This window comes from Stenotrophomonas sp. SMYL11 (assembly GCF_036320005.1).
GTDB classification, from domain to species: domain Bacteria; phylum Pseudomonadota; class Gammaproteobacteria; order Xanthomonadales; family Xanthomonadaceae; genus Stenotrophomonas; species Stenotrophomonas maltophilia_A.
In genome coordinates this window covers 66,787-87,829 of record NZ_JAWIRS010000016.1, presented here as the reverse complement: position 1 = coordinate 87,829, position 21,043 = coordinate 66,787, and the positions used below count along the sequence as shown (strand labels likewise).

Sequence of the window (21,043 nt, the reverse complement as noted above, 5' to 3'; positions counted from 1 at the left end):
TTTACGGCTGGTAACGGATGTCGGCGTCGACGCTGCTGCCGCCGGCCTTGCCGTCCTTGCCCAGGCTGACCAGCTCGTACGGCTGGCCCTCGCCCGGCGCACGGTACTCCAGCGCGTGGCCCCACGGGTCGTTCAGGTCAGCCGGCTTGGCATACGGCCCCAGCCAGCCACCGACACCCGCCGGTGCGGTCACCAGATCGTTGAGCGAGCCGGGCAGCTTGCCGGTATCGATCTGGTAATTGTCGACCTTGGACGCAACGGTCTGCACCTGCGCCTTGGCGATGTTGGCCTTGCCGCGATCGGCGCCGCCCAGCACGCGGCTGGCGACCAGGGTCAGCACCGCACCAATCAGCACGATGACGATGATGATTTCCAGCAGGCTCATGCCCGACTGGTTGCGCGCGGCGGTGAAGGAAAGGCGGATCGGTCGACGGGAAGCAATCATGGTCGGTCCTTTCAGTTGCGGAGTGTCGGGGTTGCGCAGGGATCCATCGTCAACCGATGGCATTGGTCAGGTCGTACAGCGGTACCAGCACGGCCACGATCACCGCACCGACCACCGAGGCCAGCACCAGGGTGATCGCCGGCACCATCGCCGCCAGCAGGCGGTCGATGCGCCGGGCGCTGTCCTGTTCGAAGGTATCGGCGGCTTTCAGCAGCATGGTATCGAGTGCACCGGATTCCTCGCCGACCTGGATCATCTGCAGTGCCAGGCGCGGGAAACGCTTGCCGCGCGACAGCGCCAGCGACAGGCCGGTACCGTTCTTCACTTCATCCGCGGCGGCTTCCACATCGGCGGCCAGCGCGCGGTTGCCCAGCACATTGCGGGCGATGCCCAGGGCACCCAGCAGCGGCACGCCATTGCGCAGCAGGGTGCCCAGCGTGCGGGCCAGCCGCGCGGTTTCCAGTTCACCGAGCAGGCGGCCGATGCCGCGACGCTGCAGCAGCCAGCCATCCAGCGCCAGCCGGAAGGCTGGTTGCCGCGCCTTGCGTTCGAAGAACAGCGCAATTATCGCTGGAACCACCAGCAGCAACACCCACCAGTCGCGCACGAACAGGCCCAGCTGCAGCACCGCGTTGGTGAACCACGGCAGCGCCACATCCAGGCTCTCGTACATCTGCGCGAACTGCGGCACCACGTAGCCGAGCAGGAACAGCAGCGCGCCGCCCACCACCACCAGCAGGATGGCCGGGTACACCAGCGCGTTGATCACCTTGCCCTGCAGCGCGCGGCTGCGTTCGAGGTAGTCGGCCAGGCGCTGCAGGGTTTCATGCAGGCTGCCACCGGCCTCACCGGCACGCACCATGTTCACGTACAGGCGCGAGAACAACCCATGCTGGCGCTCCAGTGCGGTCGACAGCGGCGCGCCACCGCGCACCACATCGCGGATGTCGGTGATCGCGCGGCGCGAGCGCTCGTCTTCGGGCAACCCGAGCAGGATCGACAGCGCGCGATCCAGCGGCTGGCCTGCACCGAGCAGTGTCGCCAGCTGCTGGGTGAACTGCAGCAATGCCGCGCCCTGCAGCGGCCGTTGGCGGAACAGGTTGCGCCAGGTACTGCCACCGATCGCACCGCCATCGGCCAGCTGGGTCTCCATCGGCAGATGGCCCTGGTCCTGCAGGCGCGCGACCAGCTCGGCCTCGCTGGCCGCTTCCATCTGCCCGTCGAAGATCTCGCCGTGCGGATTCAGTGCCTTGTAACGGTAGGTCGGCATGTCAGCCCCGGCGTCCTGCGCGCATCAGTTTTCCTCGGTGACACGCAGGACTTCCTCGATGGTCGTCTGACCACTGAGGGCCTTGGACAGGCCATCTTCGTACATCGTGCGCATGCCGGCTTCGCGGGCAATGCGTTCGATCTCGCCCATGCCGTCGCGGCGCATCACCGCGCGCCGCAGCGCGTCGTTCATCACCAGGAATTCCATGATGGTAGTCCGGCCGAGGTAACCGGTCGGCGCCAGCGCGGAGGGCTTCGGGCGGTACAGGTGGATTGGTCCTTCCGGCTGCAGGCGGCGCAGCTCGAAGCGTTCGATCTCCTCCGGCGAGGCCTCGTAGCGCTCGGCGTGGGTCGGCTCCAGCCGGCGCACCAGGCGCTGGGCCAGGATGCCGTTGATCGTGGACGTCAGCAGGTAGTCCTCCACGCCCATGTCGAGCAGGCGGGTGATGCCGCCAGCCGCGTTGTTGGTGTGCAGCGTGGACAGCACCAGGTGGCCGGTCAGCGCCGACTGGATCGCGATGCGCGCGGTTTCCAGGTCGCGCATTTCGCCGATCATGATGATGTCCGGGTCCTGACGCACGATGCTGCGCAGGGCGTTGGCGAAGTCGAGGCCGATCTGCGGCTTGGCCTGGATCTGGTTGATGCCCTCGATCTGGTACTCGACCGGGTCTTCGACCGTGATGATCTTGACGTCGGCAGTGTTCAGCTGGCTCAGCGCGGTGTACAGCGTGGTGGTCTTGCCTGAACCGGTCGGGCCGGTCACCAGCAGGATGCCGTGCGGCTGTTCCAGCACCTTGCGGAACTGCGGCAGGAAGGCGTCGGTGAAGCCGAGGCGGTGGAAATCGAACACCACCGTTTCGCGGTCCAGCAATCGCATCACCACGCATTCGCCGTGCGCGGTCGGCACCGTGCTCACGCGCAGGTCCAGCTCCTTGCCCTGCACGCGCAGCATGATGCGGCCGTCCTGCGGCAGGCGACGCTCGGCGATGTTGAGCCGGGCCATGATCTTGATGCGGCTGATCACCGCAGCAGTGAGGTTGGCCGGCGGGCTTTCGCCTTCCACCAGCACGCCATCGACGCGGTAACGGACCTTCAACCGGCTCTCGAACGGCTCGACATGGATGTCCGAAGCGCGCAGTTCCACCGCGCGCTGGATCACCAGGTTGACCAGGCGGATCACCGGCGCTTCCGAGGCGAGGTCACGCAGATGCTCGATGTCATCGACCGCACCGCCCTCGCCATCGGCGGTTTCGACGATCGCGCCCATCGCGCTGCGGCCCTGCCCGAACCAGCGCTCGACCAGGTCATCAATTTCTGCGCGCATGCCCAGCACCGGTGTCACCGGTACACCCAGTGCCAGCTGCACGGCCTGCTGCGGGTAAGGATCATGGGCATCGGCCAGCCACAGCCGGACCCCCTGTTCATCCAGCGCGAGCGGGCAGACATGGAACTGCTTGAGGAAGCGCAGCGACAACGGCAAGCCTTCCGCCAGCCCTTGTGGCGGTGCTTCCGGCAGCTGCTTGCCTTCCAGCAGCGGCAGCCCCAGCACTTCGGCGCTGGCCTGTGCCTGGTCACGCTCGGAGACCAGCCCCAGCCGCACCAGCAGGCCCAGCAGGCTGCCGCCGGCCTCTGCGTGCAGCGGCCGCGCACGTGCCAGATCGCCTTCCTTCAGCCGGCCGCGCGCCAGCAGCGCATCCAGGATGCGGCCTTCAGCGTCGTCGGCAGCGGCGGTAGCAGCAAGCGCGTTCACATGACTCTCCTGTCAATCGGCTCGACTTTAACAGTTAAGCCATGATTTCCGCCGCCCCTGCGCCACCTTTCGTAAAAAGACGAAGCCCGTCACACGGGATGACGGGCTTCGGCCATTCAACTACGACAGTTCAAGCTTACTGCGTGGCGAGAATGCTCACCCCGTTGTAGGCCGCTTCACCCACCACCTTGATGTAGTAGGTGGCCGCCACCGGCTTGGTCACCCGCACCGTCTCGGAGGTGCCCGGACGGGTCGACTTGGCGTCGTTGTCGCTGGCACTGGGCTCACGGCCTTCAGCCACGTAGACCGAAACGTTGCCGGTGCCACCGTAGGTGATCACGCTGAACTGCTTGCCGGCAGCCGCTTCGAAGCTGTAGAGCTTGCTGCTGCCGGCCGCACCGGACAGGCCACCGACGGCGGCCTTGTTGGTCAGCGGCGTGGCCACCGGCCCGCAGTTCTCGGTGCACGGCTCTTCCAGTGCCTTGGCCAGCGCGGCCTTGGCGTCGAGGATGCCGGTACCGATCGGGGTGGCCGCCGGGATGGCGACCGGGAACGGACGCGCGGTTTCCTTCAGCAGGGTGCGCATGGCGGCCGGGGTCAGAGGATCCTTGCCCTTGGCGATCAGTGCGCTCTGCACCAGTGCGGCAACGGCGGCCACATGCGGCGAGGCCATCGAGGTACCACCCATGCCCATGTAACCCGGCGTGCCCGATTCCGGCGTGGTGGCCGCATTGGAGCCGGTCTGCCAGATGTAGCCACCCGGGTTGCCGTCGACACTGCCGCCGCCACCCGGACCGGACAGGTCCACGCGGGTGCCATAGTTGGAGTAGTAGGTGATGCCACCGGTGATGCGCGTGGCACCCACGGTCACCACGCCTTCGCAGCTGGCCGGACGGTACTTGGACGCGTTGTCGGCTTCATTGCCCGCCGCAACCACCACGGTGGTGCCACGCGAGATCGCGCCATTGATGGCATCCTGGTAGGTGCTGCCGCAGGTACCGCTGCCGCCCAGGCTCATGTTGATGATCTCGGCCGGGTTGGTGTTGGCTGGGATGCCGGTCACCGTGCCACCCGATGCCCAGACCACCGCGTCGGCGATGTCGGACAGGTAGCCGCCGCACTTGCCGAGCACGCGCACCGGCAGCACCTTGGCCTTGTAGGCGACACCGGCCATGCCGACGCCGTTGTTGGTCTGCTCGGCCACGGTGCCGGCGACGTGGGTGCCGTGCCAGGAACTGTCCTCGGCCAGCGAGCCGTCATAGCACTCGTTGTCGTTCTCGACCCAGTCACCGTAGTCCTGCGCACCCGGCACGCGATCGTTGGTCGGGCGCCGAGAGGTCTCCGCATCGCTGATGAAGTCGTAACCCTCCAGCAGGTTGCCGACCAGATCCGGATGCTGCGGCAGGATGCCGGTATCGATCACCGCCACCACGATGCCCTCGCCCTGCGAGACATCCCATGCCGCCGGTGCGTTGATGCCGCCGACCGCATTGTGCAGATGCCACTGGTTCTGCTGGTAGAAGGGATCGTTCGGCACCAGCGCCGGCTGTACGTTGCCGGCACGCAGTTCGGTGCGGCGCAGCTTCACGTCGGCTTCGGCGTACTGCACCGACGGGTCGGCCTGCAGTTCCTTCAGCACACGCTGCAGTTCGGCCGGGGCCAGGCGGCCCTGCACGCGGATCAGGTCCGCACCGGTAGCGAGCTTGCGTACCACCTGCGGGCCGAGGGTACTGGCACGTGAGGTACCGCCGGAGAGGCTGGCCCGGGTCAGCGCCGACTGCACGGTGGACAGCTTCGCCGAGCGGTCGGTGGCGGCGGCAGCGCCGGCCCGGTACTTGACGATGATGCGCTCGGCGCCCGGCTGGGCGGTGCTGGCCTGGCGCACCGGTTCGCGGGTCGGCAGGCCGGCGGCGTGGACGGCACCGACGGCCGTCATCGACAACACGGCGGCGGCAAGCACATTGATGCGAAGGTTCTGCTTCTTGATCACGTCGAATTCCTCTTCTGGGTCATGGATCGAACCAACACTGCGGCCATCATTCCTTGACGACTCCCGGCCGGCCCAGCCGGGATTGCCGTGACCTCCCCCCAGGCCCTCGTTGCAGGTGCAGCGCCGGCGTGGGTGGCCGCCGGCGCGATGGAGTGGCTTACCAGCCGAAGCCGGCACCGACGCCAACCGAGCTGTCGTCGCTGCTGAAAGCACCGCCGAAGGTCACCGTGGCGCGATCGCTGATCGCACGCTGGTAGCCCAGCGACAACGCCGACTCGCCGCCCTGGAAACCAATGCCGACGCCGACCCGGTTCTGGGTGCGGATACCGGCTGCACTGGTGGCCATGTTGAGCATCGCCGCGCTCATCGCACCCTGGCGGTCGATGCGGCGATCCATATGGCGCAGGCGTCCGTCGATCTCGCCCTTGAACACATCGAAGCTGTCGGCGACAGCCTGGACGCGGCTGTCGGTGTAGCTGTTGGCCGTGGCCATGCCACGGTCGAGCTGGCCCTTGTTGACCGCATCGGTGGCCGTGGTACCCGCCGCCACATTGGTGACCTGGCGCTCGTTGCCTTCACTACCCACCGAGACCGTGTTGGCACGATCGGCAACCGAGCCCTGGCCCAGCGCCACGGCATTTGCCGCAGTGGCATTGGCGCCCTGGCCGATGGCCGTGGACGAAGCGCCACTGGCGACGGCGCCCTCGCCCATGGCAACGGCATTGAAGCTCGTCGCGGGAGTGCCAACCGGAATCCCGGCACCGGCGGCGGCAGCGGTCGGCGTGCCCTGCACACGCGCGGTGCTGGCCGGTGCCGCGTCGGCCGTTGCAGGTGCATCAGCGGCGCTGGCCAGCGGGCTCTCATCCAGCGAGGCACTCATTGCGCGCAGGTTGGCAGTCCCGGCACGCGAGCCACCGGCGGTTCTGCGGTCGATCTCGCTGACCTTGCGGTCCAGCGCGCCCAGCGCATCGCCGACGTTGCTGTAGGTGGCGCCCTGGATCACGTAGTTCGGGGCCACGAACACACCCTGCATGCCGACGCTGGCACCACCGCCGAGGAAGCTGGCGGCATCGCTGAGCGACTGGAACAGCTGGCCGCCGTTGATCGCCTGGCGACTGCCCGCGGCGATGCTGCCGGCACCGACGTTGTCGATGGTGGTGCCCTGGAAACCGGACAGGGTCAGGCGGTCACGGCTGGCGTCGTCGTAGCCGACCGCGCTGGCCGCGGTGGTTTCCACGGTGGCGATGCGCGAATCGAAATCACCCACGCGCGTTTCCACCGCGCCCACCCGCTGGTTGGTGACGTTGAGCTGGGAGCCGGTGATGGCATCGCTGCTGCCGGCGGCGATGCGGCCATCGGCCACATTGACGATGCGGCGCGTGGCCGGACCATCGGTGCCATTGCCACCGCCGACCGACACCACGTTGGCATCGAGCGCACGCGAGCCCGCACCCAGCGCCACCGAGTTGGCACCGGACGCGCCGGCACTGTTGCCCAGTGCAAGTGCACCGTTGCCGATCGCCATCGCGTTGGCACCCAGCGCATTGCTGCGTGCGCCGCTGGCACTGGCCGCCGAACCGATCGCGGCGGCATCACTGCCGCTGGCGCTGGCGATACCTGCGCCGGTGGCCTTGACGTAACGTGCCGTGCCATCGGCGGTCGCCGCGACCGCATCAAGCTGGCCACGATTGACCGCATCGGTGCGCTCGGTACCGGCAGCGACGCGGGTGATCTGACGATCACTGGTGCTGCTGCCGACCGACACTGTATTGGCACGATCGGCCACCGAGCCTGCGCCCAGTGCGATGCTGCCGGCCGCCGAAGCGTTGGCACTGACACCCACCGCGGTGGCATTGGTGCCGGTGGCCTTGCTGCCGTAACCCACTGCAGTGCCAAGGCGACCACTGGCTTCGGCATAGCTGCCCAGCGCCGAAGCGCCGTCGGCCGAGGCGTTGGCGCGGAAACCACTGGCCTGCGACTGGGTGCCGCTGGCCGTGGCCTGCGCACCGCTGGCAGTGCTGTAGGCGCCCTTGGCCTGGGCGCCGGCGCCGCTAGCACTGGCGCCGAGTTCGCTGGCGCTGGCGCCACTGCCCACGGCTACGCTGTCGACACCAGCAGCCTGCGCCGCGTTGCCGAGCGCCGCCGCATTGTTGCCGGTGGCCAGTGCATCGAAGCCCACTGCGGTGGCATTGCCGGCCATGGCATTGGCACCACTGCCCAGCGCGGTGGCGCCGTTGCCGATGGCGTTGGCCGCGTTGCCGGCGGCCATTGCGTTGTCACCGTCCACCAGGGCACCGGCCTCGCCATCGGCATTGCCGCTGGCCTGGAACTGCCGGCTGGTCTTGTCGGCGACGCCGGCGACCGCATCCAGCTGGCCCTTGTTCACCGCATCGGTGGCTTCGGTACCGGCTGCGACATGGGTGACCTGGCGCTCACCGCCCGCCTTGCCGACGGCCACCGTGTTGTCACGGTCGGCCTTGGAGCCGGCGCCGAGCGCGACGCTGTTGCTGCCGTTGGCGGTGGCATTGGCGCCCAGTGCGGTGGCACTGCTGCCCGCCGCCCACGAATTCCAGCCGATCGCCGTGGCGTAGTCTTCGGTGGCCCACGCGCCCGCACCGAATGCCGCGGCACCGGTGCCACTGGCACGCGACGGGATCAGACCGAAGAAGGTGCTGCCGCCGATGGCCACGCTCTCCTCGCCACTGGCCTCGCTGGACTGACCCACGGCAACGGCACCGGTACCGGCCGCAGCGGCACCGAAACCGACTGCAGTGGTGTTGGCACCACTGGCTGCCGAGCCATAGCCCAACGCGGTGCCGAGGCGACCGCTGGCTTCGGCGTAGCCGCCGACAGCGGTAGTGCCATCGGCAGACGCGGCGCTGCGGAAGCCGCTGGCCAGTGCCTGGGTGCCGCTGGCATTGGCTTCAGTACCTGTGGCCGTGCTGTATGCACCACTGGCCTGCGCGCGCGCGCCGACCGCGCTTGCGCCCAGTTCACTGGCGCTGGCACCGGTGCCGAGCGCCAGGCTGTCTTCGCCGGTGGCCTGTGCCGTGCTGCCCAGAGCTGCCGCGTTGCTGCCGGTGGCCAGCGCATCGATGCCCACGGCGGTGGCGTTGGCGGCCAGCGCATTGGCACCGCTGCCGAGCGCGGTGGCACCGTTGCCGATCGCGTTGGCCGCGTCACCGGCCGCCAGCGCATTGTCGCCCTCCACCAGCGCCCCGGTTTCGCCATCGGCATTGCCGCTGGCCTGGAACTGCCGGCTGGTCTTTTCCGCTGCCGCGGCTACGGCATCGAGCTGATTCCTGTTGACCGCATCATTGCCCTGCGTGCCGTCGGCCACGTTGGTGATCTGGCGGGTGTTGCCACCGCCGCCCACCGACACGGTGTTGTCGCGATCCGCGATCGAATCGGCACCCAGCGCCACGCTGTTGGCGCCGCGCGATTCGGCGGCGTTGCCCAACGCGGTGCTGTTGATGCCACCCGACCATGCGCCACCACCCACCGCAGTGGAGTAGTTGCCAGAGGCCTCGGTAGCCAGCAGACCGAACAACGAGCCACCGACGGCGACGCTGTTGATGCCGGTGGCCAGGCTGCCCTGGCCGGTGGCGGTGCTGTAGGCACCGGAGGCTTCCGAATCGCCACCCACTGCCACACTGTTGGAACCGGATGCATTGGCGAAGTTGCCGAACGCGGTGGCATTGAAGGCCGAGGCCTGTGCATAGCCACCGATGGCGGTGCTGTAACCGCCGCTGGCTTCGGCACCGATACCGAAGGCCGCCGACGCCGTACCACTGGCTACGCTCTCGCTACCGACAGCGGTTGCCGCGTCGCCACTGGCATTGCTGAAGTAGCCCACGGCCACGGCCTCTTCGCCGGACGCTTCGGACAGCACGCCATTGGCCGTGCTACCGGCGCCGCTGGCGATGCTGGCCGCACCGAACGCCGCGCTCTGCTCGCCGCTGGCTTCGCTTTCCGCGCCATGCGCGGTGGCGTACTCGCCCGTGGCCTGTGCGTTGGCACCGACAGCGCTGGCGTTGGCTGCGGTTGCCAACGCATTGAAGCCCAGCGCCTGTGCGTTGTTGGCCAGCGCGTTGGCGCCGCTACCCAGTGCGGTGGCGCCATTGCCGATGGCGTTGGCGGCATCGCCGGCCGCCAGTGCGTTGTCACCCTCCACCAGTGCACCGGCCACATCACCGCCGTTGCCGCTGGCCTGGAAGAAGCGGCTGGTGGTGGCTGCTGCGCCTGCCACGGCATCCAGCTGCGCCTTGTTCACCGCATCGGTAGCCTGGGTACCAGCAGCGACGTTGGTCACCTGGCGTTCGTTGCCAGTGCTGCCCACCGATACCGTGCGTGCACGGTTGGCAATCGAGCCGGCGCCCAGCGCAACCGCATTGCTGGCGCTGGCATTGCTGCCGGCACCCAGCGCGATCGCGCTTTCACCACCGGCTACCGTGTTGGTGCCGATGGAGATGCTGTTGATGCTGTTGCCCAGCGCCTGGAAGCCCAGCGCCACGCTGTTGTCGCCATAGCCGAAGGCACCACGGCCGACCGCTGTGGCGCTGGCGCCGTTGGCCCAGCTGTTGTAACCGATGGATGTTGCGCCGCTGCCACTGGCCCAGGCCGCGTTGCCGAACGCCGAGGCATTGGTGGCAGTGGCCCATGCACCCGAACCGAATGCTGCTGCGCCACTGGCAGTGGCCCAGCTGTATCCGCCTACTGCGGTGCTGTCATCGCTGCTGGCGAATGCGCTGTCGCCGACCGCAACCGCATAGCTGCCGGTGGCGCGCGACTTGCCGCCTGCGGCGAAGCTGTTGTCACCACTGGCCTTGGCTGCGTTGCCGAAGGCGCTGCTGGCAGCCCCGGTGGCCTGCGCGCCGCTGCCGACTGCGGTGGCATCGGCAACAGCGGTGGTGCCCACCTGCTGCGCCGTGCCATCGGCACCGATGATCGGCTGGTTGAACTCGTCGTAGGCCTGGCCGAGGCCACCGATGGCGACACCGCCATTACCGGTGGCCGCGCTGTTGCGACCCACGGCCACGCTGTCATCGCCGATGGCCGACGCGGCAGCACCCTGTGCAATGGCACCTGCGCCGATCGCATTGCTCGACGAACCCACAGCGATGGAGCCTTCGCCATCAGCCAATGCGCCAGCATCACTGCCCTCCTCCGGCTGTGCCTGGAAGAAACGCGCGGTGGTGTCGGCAGTGCTGGCCACGGCGTCGAGCTGGGCTTTGTTCACCGCGTCGGTGGCTTCGCTGCCCGCAGCGACGCTGGTGATCTGCCGTTCGTTGCCGGCACTGCCCACCGCCACGCTGTTGGCACGCACCGCTTCGGAGTTGGCCCCGAGCGCGACACTGTTGGCGCCGCGTGCGGTGGCGTAGTAACCCACAGCCGTGCTCTTCGCACCGCTGGCCCAGGTCTGCGCGCCGAGGGCACTGGCGTTCTCGCCCGGCGCATAGGCGAAGTAGCCGACCGCGGTCGCTTCGGCACCGGAGGCCTCGCTCAGGCTGCCGTTGGCCACCGCGCGATCGCCACTGGCGATGGCACCGGCACCGACGGCGGTGGCAGCTTCGCCACTGGCCTGGGTCTGCACGAAGAAGCCCAGGCCGGGGATCAGGTCAGCCGGGCCACCGATGGCAACGCTGCTGGTACCCGTCGCGTTGCTCTGCGTACCCAGCGCGGTGGAGTAGTCACCGATGGCATTGGCCACCGCACCGAACGCGGACGCCTGTGCGCCGGCGGCATAGGCGCCGACGCCGTAGGACGACGCCGCAAAACCACGGGCTTCGGCACTGGCGCCGACCGCAGTGCCGCCGACGCCTGCGCTGGTTGCGCCGGTTTCCACCGGTACGCCGCCGCTGGTGATCAGCGGGTTGCCGTCGGCATCCACCGCAGCGCCACCCACGGCAACGCTGCCCGGACCGTTGGCCTGCGCGTTGTTGCCGAAGGCGGCACTGTTCTGGCCCGAGGCCAGCGCGTTGTTGCCAACGGCGGTCGCGTTCTGCGCGACGGCGGTGGCGCCGGCACCGACTGCAGTGGTGCCGTTGCCGATGGCATTGGCGGCCTCGCCGGCCGCCAGCGCCTCGTCGCCCTCGGCCAGTGCACCGGCATCGCTGTTGCTGCTGCCGGTGGCCTGGAAGCGCTTGGCGGTGGCATCGGCCACGGCGGCGACGTCCTTCAGCTGACCGACATTGACTGCATCGTTGTCTTCGGTGCCTGCGGCCACGCTGGTGATCTGCCGGGTCAGGCCGTATTCGGCGGCACCAACGGACACGGTATCGACGCGGTCGGCCAGCGAGCCCGCGCCGAGCGCCACGCTGCCGGTGGCCACCGCAGCGGAATTCGAACCCAGCGCGGTGCTGTATTCACCGACGGCGGTGCTGAATGCACCCACTGCAATCGACGCTTCGTTGGCAGCGGTAGCGCCGCGGCCCAATGCGGTGCTGCCCGGGCCCATCGCCACGGCACCGCCGCCAACAGCGGTGGCGCCATCGGCGGTGGCTTCGGACAGCGCACCCAGCGCGGTGGCCGCGCCGTTTTCGCTGGCGGCGGTCGCGCTTGCGCCAACCGCGGTGTCGCCGAGACCGAAGGCCGCAGCGCTCTGCCCGACCACCACGCTGGCATCGCCGATTGCCAAGGCGCCCTGGCCGAACGCGCTTGCGCCCAGGCCCGCGGCAATGGCCTGGGTACCGATGGCAGTGGTGGCATTGGCCAGCGACTGTGCGCCGGCACCGGCCGCGACTGCGCCTTGCCCGTCGATCTTCGCCGCGTCGCTGTCATCGCCTGCGCCGTCGGCCTTGAAATAGCGGTTGCCATCTGCGGCAACGTCGGCCAGCGCAGCCTGGGTGGCGCGCGCCTGCGCGTCCAGCTGCGCCTTGTTCACCGCATCGGTGGCCTGGCTGCCTGCGGCAACATTGGTGATCTGCCGTTCCTTGCCGGTATCACCCACGGACACCGTGTTGGCACGCGTGGCCTTGGAGCCGGCGCCCAGCGCTACGCTGTTGGCCGCACTTGCGCTGCTGTTGCTGCCGATCGCCACCGCGTTGCTGCCCTTGGCCGTGGCCGAGCCTTCGATCAGGCACTTTTCGAGCAGCTTGCCGCTGAATGCCACGCAGGTGGCGCTGCCGCCGATCTGCACCGACTGTGCTGCGGCGATACCGCTCATGCCCAATCCCAATACCAGGCCCAGTGCCATCGCCAACCTTGCGGGCGCAGCCTGCGTTGCATCGCGGCGCTGGTCGACGACCCCGCCGCCGCTGTCGGAGGAGGCCAGTTCCGAGGCCACCACCAACTGACCCAATGCTTTGTTCCAGACCTTGCGATAAATCCGATTCATCGGTACGGCTCCTGATTGGACTGGTTTTGGGCAAAGCAACGCCACCGCTGGGCTTTCCGGCCCAACGTCCCCTGGGGGCGTTTATTCGCGTGATTTACTGCGGGGTATTGCCGAACGGCGCGCAGCGACAGAAAACCGAGCGCGTGCGCCAACCGGTTACTGCGAAATGAATGATTCTGAAACGGGGTTCAAGTGTTAACGGCAACTTTGCAGATCGTCAAGACTTTGACACAGCAAATCCTATTGCCGTGAAGCAGTTCACTTTTTCGCCTGTTTATAAAAGGATTTTGTTAGCGATGCGTGACGATACTTTGTCGCCTGAAAATCCATGTAACTAGCGGGCGCATCAGGATTTTCACGCGCGCAAAGAAAAAACCCGCCGATCAACGGCGGGTTTTTCCATACGCGGCGGCATTGATGCCTGCGCGATGTGGTGCGATCAGCCGCACCACACCCGCGCGTTGCGGAACATGCGCATCCACGGCGAGTCACCCTGCCATTCGGCCGGAGCCCAGCTCAGGTTGAGCGCGCGCGGAGTACGTTCCGGGTGCGGCATCATGATGGTGACGCGGCCGTCGCTGCTGGTCAGGCCGGTGATGCCGTCCGGCGAACCGTTCGGGTTCAGCGGGTACTGGCTGGCAACGTTGCCGTGGCCATCGATGTAGCGTAGCGAGACACGTGCGGCAGCCTGGTCGACGGCATTGTCGAACACGGCCTGGCCTTCGCCATGCGCCACCGCCACCTGCAGGCGCGAACCGGCCATGCCGCGCAGCAGGATCGACGGCGATTCCACCACCTCCAGCAGCGCGGTACGGGCTTCGAACTGCTCACTGTCGTTGCGGCGGAACTGCGGCCAGTGCTCGGCACCCGGAATGATGCCCTTCAGCTGGCTCATCATCTGGCAGCCGTTGCACACGCCCAGCGCGAAGCTGTCCTCGCGCGCGAAGAATGCGGCGAAGGCATCACGCAGCGCGCTGCGCTCCAGGATCGAGGTGGCCCAGCCGCGGCCGGCACCGAGCACGTCGCCGTAGCTGAAGCCACCACAGGCGACCAGGCCGTTGAAGTCCTGCAGGGCCACGCGGCCTTCGATCAGGTCGCTCATATGCACGTCGAAGGCGCGGAAGCCGGCACGTTCGAAGGCGTTGGCCATTTCAATCTGGCCGTTGACGCCCTGCTCGCGCAGCACGGCCACGCGCGGGCGCGCACCGGTGCTGATGAACGGCGCCGCCACGTCCTCGTTGAGGTCGAAGCTGAGCTTGGGCTTCAGGCCCGGCGCCGAGAAGGAACGCGCAATCTCGCGCTCGGCGTCGGCGTTGGCCGGGTTATCGCGGCGCTTCTGCATCGCGTGGGTGACCGACCACCAGGCGTCGAACAGGGCGTCCCAGCGCCACTCGGCCAGGTTCTCGCCGCCCAGCGACACGCGTACCACCGGTGCGGTGGTCGGCTTGGCGATGCGCTGCGCGCATTCGGTCAGTGCATGGCGCTCGACCAGGTCGGCGAAGGCCGCACGGTCTTCGCGCGCGATCTGCACCACCGCGCCCAGCTCTTCGTTGAACAGGCTGCGGAACGGATCATCGCCCCAGGCATCGAGGGTGATGTCCAGGCCCAGGCGCGAGGTGAAGGCCATTTCGCACAGCGCAGCGAAGGCGCCGCCGTCGCTGCGGTCGTGGTAGGCCAGCAGCAGCCCGGACTGGCGCGCATCGCGGATCAGTTCGAAGAAGCCACGCAGGCGCTGCGGGTCGTCCAGGTCCGGAGCCGCACCGGCGAATGCCGGCAGCTCGCCGTGGTCGGCATGCACCTGGGCCAGGATCGAACCGCCCAGGCGCTGCTTGCCGGCACCGAGGCCGATCAGCCACAGCTCGCTGTCCACGTCGCGGTCGAGCAGCGGGGTCAGCTGCTGGCGCACGTCGGCCACCGGCGCAAACGCCGAGATCACCAGTGACACCGGCGACACGCTCTTGTGTGCTTCGCCCTGGTCATGCCACTGCGCCTGCATCGACAGCGAGTCCTTGCCCACCGGGATGCTGATGTCCAGCTGCGGGCACAGTTCCATGCCCACCGCCTTCACCGCGTCGTACAGCAGCGCGTCTTCACCCGGGTGGCCGGCAGCGGCCATCCAGTTCGCCGACAGCTTGATCTCATCCAGCGCATCGACCGGGGCCGCGCACAGGTTGGTCAACGCTTCGCCCACCGCCATGCGCGCCGAAGCCGCCGCATCAAGCAGGGCCAGCGGGGTGCGCTCGCCGATCGACATCGCTTCGCCGGACACGCCGTCGAAGTCGGCCAGGGTGATCGCCACGTCGGCCACCGGCAGCTGCCACGGGCCGACCATCTGTTCGCGTGCGGTCAGGCCACCGACGCTGCGGTCACCGATGGTGACCAGGAAGTTCTTCGAAGCGACCGTCGGGTGCGCGAGCACGCGAAGGCCGGCTTCCTGCAGGTCCAGGCCGCCGGTCTTCAGCGCCGGCCAGCGCGGGGCCGGCGGGTGCGCGGTGTCGCGGTGCATCTTCGGCGGCTTGCCGAACAGCACATCCATCGGCAGGTCGATCGGCGCATCGGCCGGGGTGTGGCCCGGCACGGCACCGTAGGCCACCACCAGGTGCTCCTCGGCAGTCGCCACGCCAACCGCAGCGAACGGGCAGCGCTCGCGGGCGCACAGTGCGGCGAACTCAGCCAGGCGATCCTGGGCCACGCCCAGCACGTAGCGTTCCTGCGACTCGTTGCACCACAGTTGCATCGGCGACAGCGACGGATCATCGGTGGGCACCTTGCCCAGATCGATGACACCGCCGACCTTGGAGTCGTGCAGCAGTTCCGGGATGGCATTGGACAGGCCACCGGCACCGACGTCGTGGAAGAACTTGATCGGGTTGTTGGCGCCCATCGCCACGCAGCGGTCGATGACCTCCTGGCAGCGGCGTTCCATTTCCGGGTTGTCGCGCTGCACGCTGGCGAAGTCCAGATCCTCGGCGCTTTCGCCGGAGGCCACCGAACTGGCGGCACCGCCGCCCAGGCCGATCAGCATGGCCGGGCCACCCAGCACGATGACGGCATCACCGGCCTGCAGCTTGATCTTGTCGACCTGGATGCGATCGATCGCGCCCAGGCCACCGGCCAGCATGATCGGCTTGTCGTAGGCGCGGACCAGATCGGCGCCTTCGGGCAGTTCAAAGCTGCGGAAGTAACCGAGCAGGTTCGGACGGCCAAACTCGTTGTTGAACGCGGCGCCGCCGAGCGGGCCGTCGGTCATGATTTCCAGTGCCGGCGCCATGCGCGGGTTCAGCGCGCGCGGGGCTTCCCACGGCTGCGGCAGCTCGGGAATGCGCAGGTGCGAGACCGAGAAACCGGACAGGCCGGCCTTGGGCTTGCCGCCACGGCCGGTGGCGCCTTCATCGCGGATCTCGCCACCGTTGCCGGTCGAGGCACCCGGGAACGGCGCGATCGCGGTCGGGTGGTTATGCGTTTCCACCTTGATCTGGAACGCGCTGGGCACCTGCGGCTCGCGGCGGTATTCGCCACTGGACGGGTCCGGGCGATAGCGCGAGGCCGGGTGGCCTTCAATCACCGCGGCGTTGTCGCTGTACGCGCTGAGCGTGTGCTGCGGGGTCTGCTGGTGGGTGTTCTTGATCATCCGGAACAGTGAACGGTCCTGTTCCTGGCCGTCGATGGTCCAGCTGGCGTTGAAGATCTTGTGCCGGCAGTGTTCGGAGTTGGCCTGCGCGAACATCATCAGTTCCACGTCCGACGGCGCGCGGCCGAGCGCGGTGAAGCGTTCGCGCAGGTAGTCGATCTCGTCCTGGGCCATGGCCAGGCCGAGGCGCTGGTTGGCGGCCTCCAGCTGGTCCACCGGCACGCGCTCCAGTTCACCGCGGGCCGGCGCCGAGAACAGCGCCTGGCCCTGTTCCACGGTCTCCAGCATCGACTGCGTCATCGGGTCGTGCAGCGCCTTGACCAGCGCCTGCTGGGCGGCGGCATCGGCCGGCCAGCCCTGCACGTCGATGCGCAGGCCACGTTCGACCCGGCTGACCGGCTGGCCGGCACCACGGACCAGTTCGGTGGCCTTGCTCGACCACGGCGACAGCGTGCCCAGGCGCGGCACCACGATGCGGCTGACCGCGCCGTCGGCCGCGGCTTCGGCCTGCGGCGCGGCTTCGAGGATGCGGCACAGGGTGGTCAGGTCGGGGGCGGCACTGCCTTCGGGCTGCACGAAGTAGACGTGCCAGGCACCGCTGATGCGCAGGGAGGGAGCGATGGACTGCAGGCGGGATTCAAGGCGTTCGCGGCGGAACGGCGACAGGGCGGGCGCGCCCTCAAGGACCATCATGTCCGGGGAACCGTAGTTGGGAAACGGGCCCGACATTGTACCGGAAGCGGGGGGTGGGCTTTGGCCGGGCGGCGCCCGGCACCCGCCGAAGCCAGGGCAATAGCAACGGCACCAGCAACAGCAACAGCAACGGCAACGGCCCAAGCAAAAGCTGGGTTCCCGTGGGATGGCGGGGTGGTGGGGGCCAGCAGGACACGCCGTAAACCCCGCTCCGCGGTCCGGCCCAGCCGCTGGCGGCTGGGCGTTCGGGCGCTTGCGAAGCAGTGCTTCGCAAACAAAGCGCCCTCACCCGTGGGGGCTCGATGGCGCCATCCATGGCGCCAACGGTCCTGCTGGCCCCCACCACCCCACCCCCGCCAGATTTCCGCGATCTGCGGTAGATCCACGCCATGCGTGGATGCTCTGCGGTAATGCCGGCCGCTGGCCGGCAACCAGGGAACATCAGAAATCAAGCATTGAAGAGCGCAGCGACCGGCTTCTGCTTTTGATTTTTTGTTCTGTCTTCCGTGGCTGGCCGCGCAGGAACCTGTCCGTGGCCGGGCGGGTGGGCTGCGCAGGGGCGTAAGCGCCATGGATGGCGCGCCCGAGCCTACAGGGACGTATTCACGGCGTCCCCTGCGCAGCCCACCCGCCCGGCCAACCCCCAGAAATCCGCTGTTCGCGGAAAGCCCCAGCCACGAGGGGCTCCGCCGATGGCCGCCGACCGCGCGCCAGCGCCGTTCTCCGCCAAATCCCCGAACCATGCGCTTGCTCACGGATTGACCACACGATTGATGACAACGTTGTCCCTACCTGGTGCCGGACTCTCTCCCCGGCCGCCCAGGTACCTCCGTCCGCCCCCTCCGTCGCCTTCCCGGGCGACGCCCGGACCTGCGTCACGCGCGGCGCCATCGGGGCCCGCGCGCCCTTTGATCGGAGACTTACCCATGTACGACCCGATTGTGCGCAGTGCCGAACGTGCGACCCGAAGCTGTCGTCCCCGCCGCCTGGCCTGGCTGCTTGCCCTGGCCGCCGGTACCTCCGCCCTGCCCGGCTTGGCGCAGGCCGCCAGCTGTGCCGGGGTGGCCCAGTGGGACCAGGCCAAGATCTACCGGGCCGGCGATACCCTGCAGAAAGGAGGCGTCCTCTATCGGGCGAACCAGGACATCTGGAACGCGCCGCCGGACCATCCGGCCGGGGCGCCCTACTACACCAACCTCGGTGCCTGCGATGGCAGTGGCGCCAACCAGCCGCCGGTGGTCAGCCTGACCTCGCCTGCCAATGGCGCTACCTTCAGCGCAGGCAGCACGGTCAACGTGACCGCCAACGCCAGCGATCCGGACGGCAGCGTCGCCAAGGTCGAGTTCTTCCGCGACGGCAGCACGCTGGGCGTGGCCACCAGTGCGCCGTACGCCGCCAGTTGGGCCAATGCCAGCGCCGGCAGCCACACCCTGCGCGCGGTGGCCACCGACAACAACAACGCCACCAGCAGCACCGCGACCATCACCATCACCGTCAACGCCGCCGGTGGCGATACCACCGCACCGAGCGTGCCGGGCGGGCTGGCGGTCGGCACCCGCACCGCCAACAGCATCGCGCTCAGCTGGAGCCCGTCCACCGACAACATCGGTGGCAGCGGCGTGGCCGGCTACGACGTGTACCGCAATGGCAGCCTGGTCGGTTCGCCGTCCAGTGCGAGCTATGTGGATGGCGGGCTGACCGCGTCGACCACCTATCGCTACCGCATACGTGCCCGCGACAACGCCGGCAATGCCTCGGCTCAGGGCACCGAGATCAGCGCCACCACGCTGGCCGGCGACGGCGGCACCACCGGCAAGCGAGTCATCGGCTACTTCACCCAGTGGGGCATCTACGGCCGCAGCTACCGGGTCAAGAACATCGACAGCAGCGGCTCGGCCGCGCGCCTGACCCACATCAACTACGCGTTCGGCAACGTGCGCAACAACCGCTGTGAAGTGGGCGTCACCCAACCGTCGGATCCGAACAGCGGTGCCGGTGGCGATGCCTTCGCCGACTACACCAAGGCGTTCAGTGCCGCCGAGAGCGTCAGCGGCAGCGCCGATACCTGGGACCAGCCGCTGCGCGGCAACTGGAACCAGCTCAAGCAGCTCAAGGCCAAGTATCCGGGCATGAAGGTGCTGATCTCGCTGGGTGGCTGGACCTGGTCGCGTGGTTTCTCCAGCGCGGCGCGCCCGGAGAACCGCCAGGCCTTCGTCGCCTCGTGCATCGACGCCTACATCAAGGGCAACCTGCCGGTGACCGATGGTGCGGGGGGTGCCGGTGCCGCGCTGGGCGTGTTCGACGGCATCGACGTCGACTGGGAATACCCGGTGGCGTGCGGCATCGAATGCGGCAAGCCGGAAGACAACGCCAACTTCACCGCGCTGATGGCCGAGTTCCGCCGCCAGCTCGATGCGGTGCGTCCGGGCCTGTTGCTGACGGTGGCGGTGGGTGCCGGCATCGACAAGATCCGCGTCACCGATCCGGCCGCGTACCACCCGTATCTGGACTACATCAACGTGATGACCTACGACTTCCACGGTGCGTGGGATGCGAAGACCAATCACCAGTCGGCGCTGTTCGATTCGCCGAATGATCCGTCCACCGGCGACCAGAAGCTGTACAACAGCAACGACGCCATCGAGGCCTTCATCAGCCGTGGCGTGCCCGCCGCCAAGCTCAACCTGGGCATCGGCTACTACGGGCGTGGCTGGACCGGTGTGGCCAATGCCAACAACGGCCTTTACCAGACTGCGACCGGCGCCGCCCCGGGTACCTACGAGGCCGGCATCGAAGACTGGAAGGTGCTGAAGAATCTGGCCTGGCCGGGCTACACCGACAACACCGCCGGTGCCACCTGGATCTACAACGGCAGCACGCTGTGGAGCTTCGACACGCCGGCCAACATCACCCGCAAGATGGGCTACGTGAAGACCCAGGGCCTGGGCGGCGCGTTCGTCTGGGAGTTCAGCGGTGACGATGCGCAGGGCACGCTGACCAAGGCGGTCAGTGATGGCCTGAAATAAGAAAAAAGCCGGGGATGCGATACGCATCCCCGGCCTCGAATCTGTAGAGCCGAGCCATGCTCGGCTGCCACATGTGGAACCGCAGTCGAGCATGGCTCGACGCTACGATTCCGCGTCAGCGCTTCCCGGACAGCTTGTCCAGCGCCGCACGCAGCTGCGCCGGCGGCAGGTAACCACCCAGCTGGGTGCCGTCCGGGGCGAAGATCGCCGGCGTGCCATTCACACCCAGCTGCTGGCCCAGCGCGTACTGCATCGCCACCGGGTTGGTGCAGTTCTTGGCCGGCACGCTGCCACCGCGCTTGGCGTTGGTCAGCGCCTGGCGACGATCAGCCGCACACCAGACCGAAATCATGTCGGTGTAGTCCTTGCTGCCCAGGCCCATGCGCGGGAATGCCAGGTACTCGACCGAGATGCCGTTGCGGTTGAGCTCTGCGATGTCCTGGTGCAGCTTGCGGCAGTAGCCGCACTCAATGTCGGTGAACACGCTGATGGTGTACTTGGCGTTCGGCGCGGCGAACACGATGCGGTCGCCGTGATTGGCCTTGGCCAGCAGATCACGGCGGTAGCCGAGCAGGCCTTCGCTGTTGGCCGGGCCCTTGGCACGGGTGTCGTACGGCTGCGACTGGAACAGGTAGCGGCCATCATCGGATACATACAGCAGCTGACCGGAGACCACCACCTCGCGGAAACCGGGGAACGGCGCGGCACCGATGTAGTCCACCTCGAAGCCGGGGTTGAGCGCGGTCAGCGCGGCACGCACGGCCTGGTCGGCCGAACCGTTGGCGGCCGGGCTGGCCTTGGCCGGTGCGGCGGTGGGTGCCTTGGCGGCCGGCGGGGCCGGCTGGGCACAGGCGGTCAGGCTGAGCGCACCGAACACGGCGGCGATGGCAAATCGGAGCATGG

The 21,043-nt window shown here is 68.2% G+C and carries 8 protein-coding genes; 1 reads left to right on the top strand and 7 read right to left on the bottom strand.

Features of this window, described 5'->3' with window-relative positions:
- Position 1: 1 nt before the first annotated feature.
- The 6 genes from gspG to purL all read right to left on the bottom strand — a co-directional run bounded on the left by gspG (position 2) and on the right by purL (position 17,114).
- A complete protein-coding gene (gene gspG, locus V3B46_RS18435) occupies positions 2-445 on the bottom strand; it encodes a type II secretion system major pseudopilin GspG (RefSeq protein ID WP_329892569.1) in 444 nt (147 codons plus the stop codon).
- 49 nt (positions 446-494) lie between these two features.
- Complete coding sequence (gene xpsF / locus V3B46_RS18430) at positions 495-1,715, bottom strand: type II secretion system protein XpsF (RefSeq protein ID WP_329892568.1); 1,221 nt, start codon at positions 1,713-1,715, stop codon at positions 495-497.
- Positions 1,716-1,739: 24 nt separating this feature from the next.
- Entirely contained in the window at positions 1,740-3,464 is a 1,725-nt protein-coding gene (gene gspE, locus V3B46_RS18425; protein ID WP_329892567.1) for a type II secretion system ATPase GspE, read from the bottom strand.
- Between the two features lie 136 nt (positions 3,465-3,600).
- Positions 3,601-5,454, bottom strand: coding sequence for a S8 family peptidase (locus tag V3B46_RS18420; RefSeq protein WP_032130135.1), 1,854 nt, complete (start codon positions 5,452-5,454; stop codon positions 3,601-3,603).
- Positions 5,455-5,611: 157 nt separating this feature from the next.
- Entirely contained in the window at positions 5,612-12,790 is a 7,179-nt protein-coding gene (locus V3B46_RS18415; protein ID WP_329892566.1) for an ESPR-type extended signal peptide-containing protein, read from the bottom strand.
- 439 nt (positions 12,791-13,229) lie between these two features.
- Complete coding sequence (gene purL, locus V3B46_RS18410; RefSeq protein ID WP_329892565.1) at positions 13,230-17,114, bottom strand: phosphoribosylformylglycinamidine synthase; 3,885 nt, start codon at positions 17,112-17,114, stop codon at positions 13,230-13,232.
- A gap of 926 nt (positions 17,115-18,040) precedes the next feature.
- Between purL and V3B46_RS18405 the strand changes: the two genes are divergently transcribed.
- Positions 18,041-20,140: a glycosyl hydrolase family 18 protein gene (locus tag V3B46_RS18405; protein ID WP_329892564.1), complete on the top strand. Its 2,100-nt coding sequence runs from the start codon at positions 18,041-18,043 to the stop codon at positions 20,138-20,140.
- 115 nt (positions 20,141-20,255) lie between these two features.
- On the opposite strand, the gene V3B46_RS18400 is transcribed toward V3B46_RS18405, so the two are convergent.
- On the bottom strand, positions 20,256-21,041 hold the full coding sequence (locus V3B46_RS18400; RefSeq protein ID WP_329892563.1) for a DsbC family protein: 786 nt from the start codon (positions 21,039-21,041) through the stop codon (positions 20,256-20,258).
- Positions 21,042-21,043 lie beyond the last annotated feature (2 nt).

What these genes read in the sequence shown, in the direction of transcription:
- V3B46_RS18400 (WP_329892563.1), bottom strand. Translation starts at nt 21,041, where the DNA reads ATGCTCCGATTTGCCATCGCCGCCGTGTTCGGTGCGCTCAGCCTGACC.
- gspG (WP_329892569.1), bottom strand. Translation starts at nt 445, where the DNA reads ATGATTGCTTCCCGTCGACCGATCCGCCTTTCCTTCACCGCCGCGCGC.
- purL (WP_329892565.1), bottom strand. Translation starts at nt 17,114, where the DNA reads ATGATGGTCCTTGAGGGCGCGCCCGCCCTGTCGCCGTTCCGCCGCGAA.
- V3B46_RS18415 (WP_329892566.1), bottom strand. Translation starts at nt 12,790, where the DNA reads ATGAATCGGATTTATCGCAAGGTCTGGAACAAAGCATTGGGTCAGTTG.
- xpsF (WP_329892568.1), bottom strand. Translation starts at nt 1,715, where the DNA reads ATGCCGACCTACCGTTACAAGGCACTGAATCCGCACGGCGAGATCTTC.
- V3B46_RS18405 (WP_329892564.1), top strand. Translation starts at nt 18,041, where the DNA reads ATGTACGACCCGATTGTGCGCAGTGCCGAACGTGCGACCCGAAGCTGT.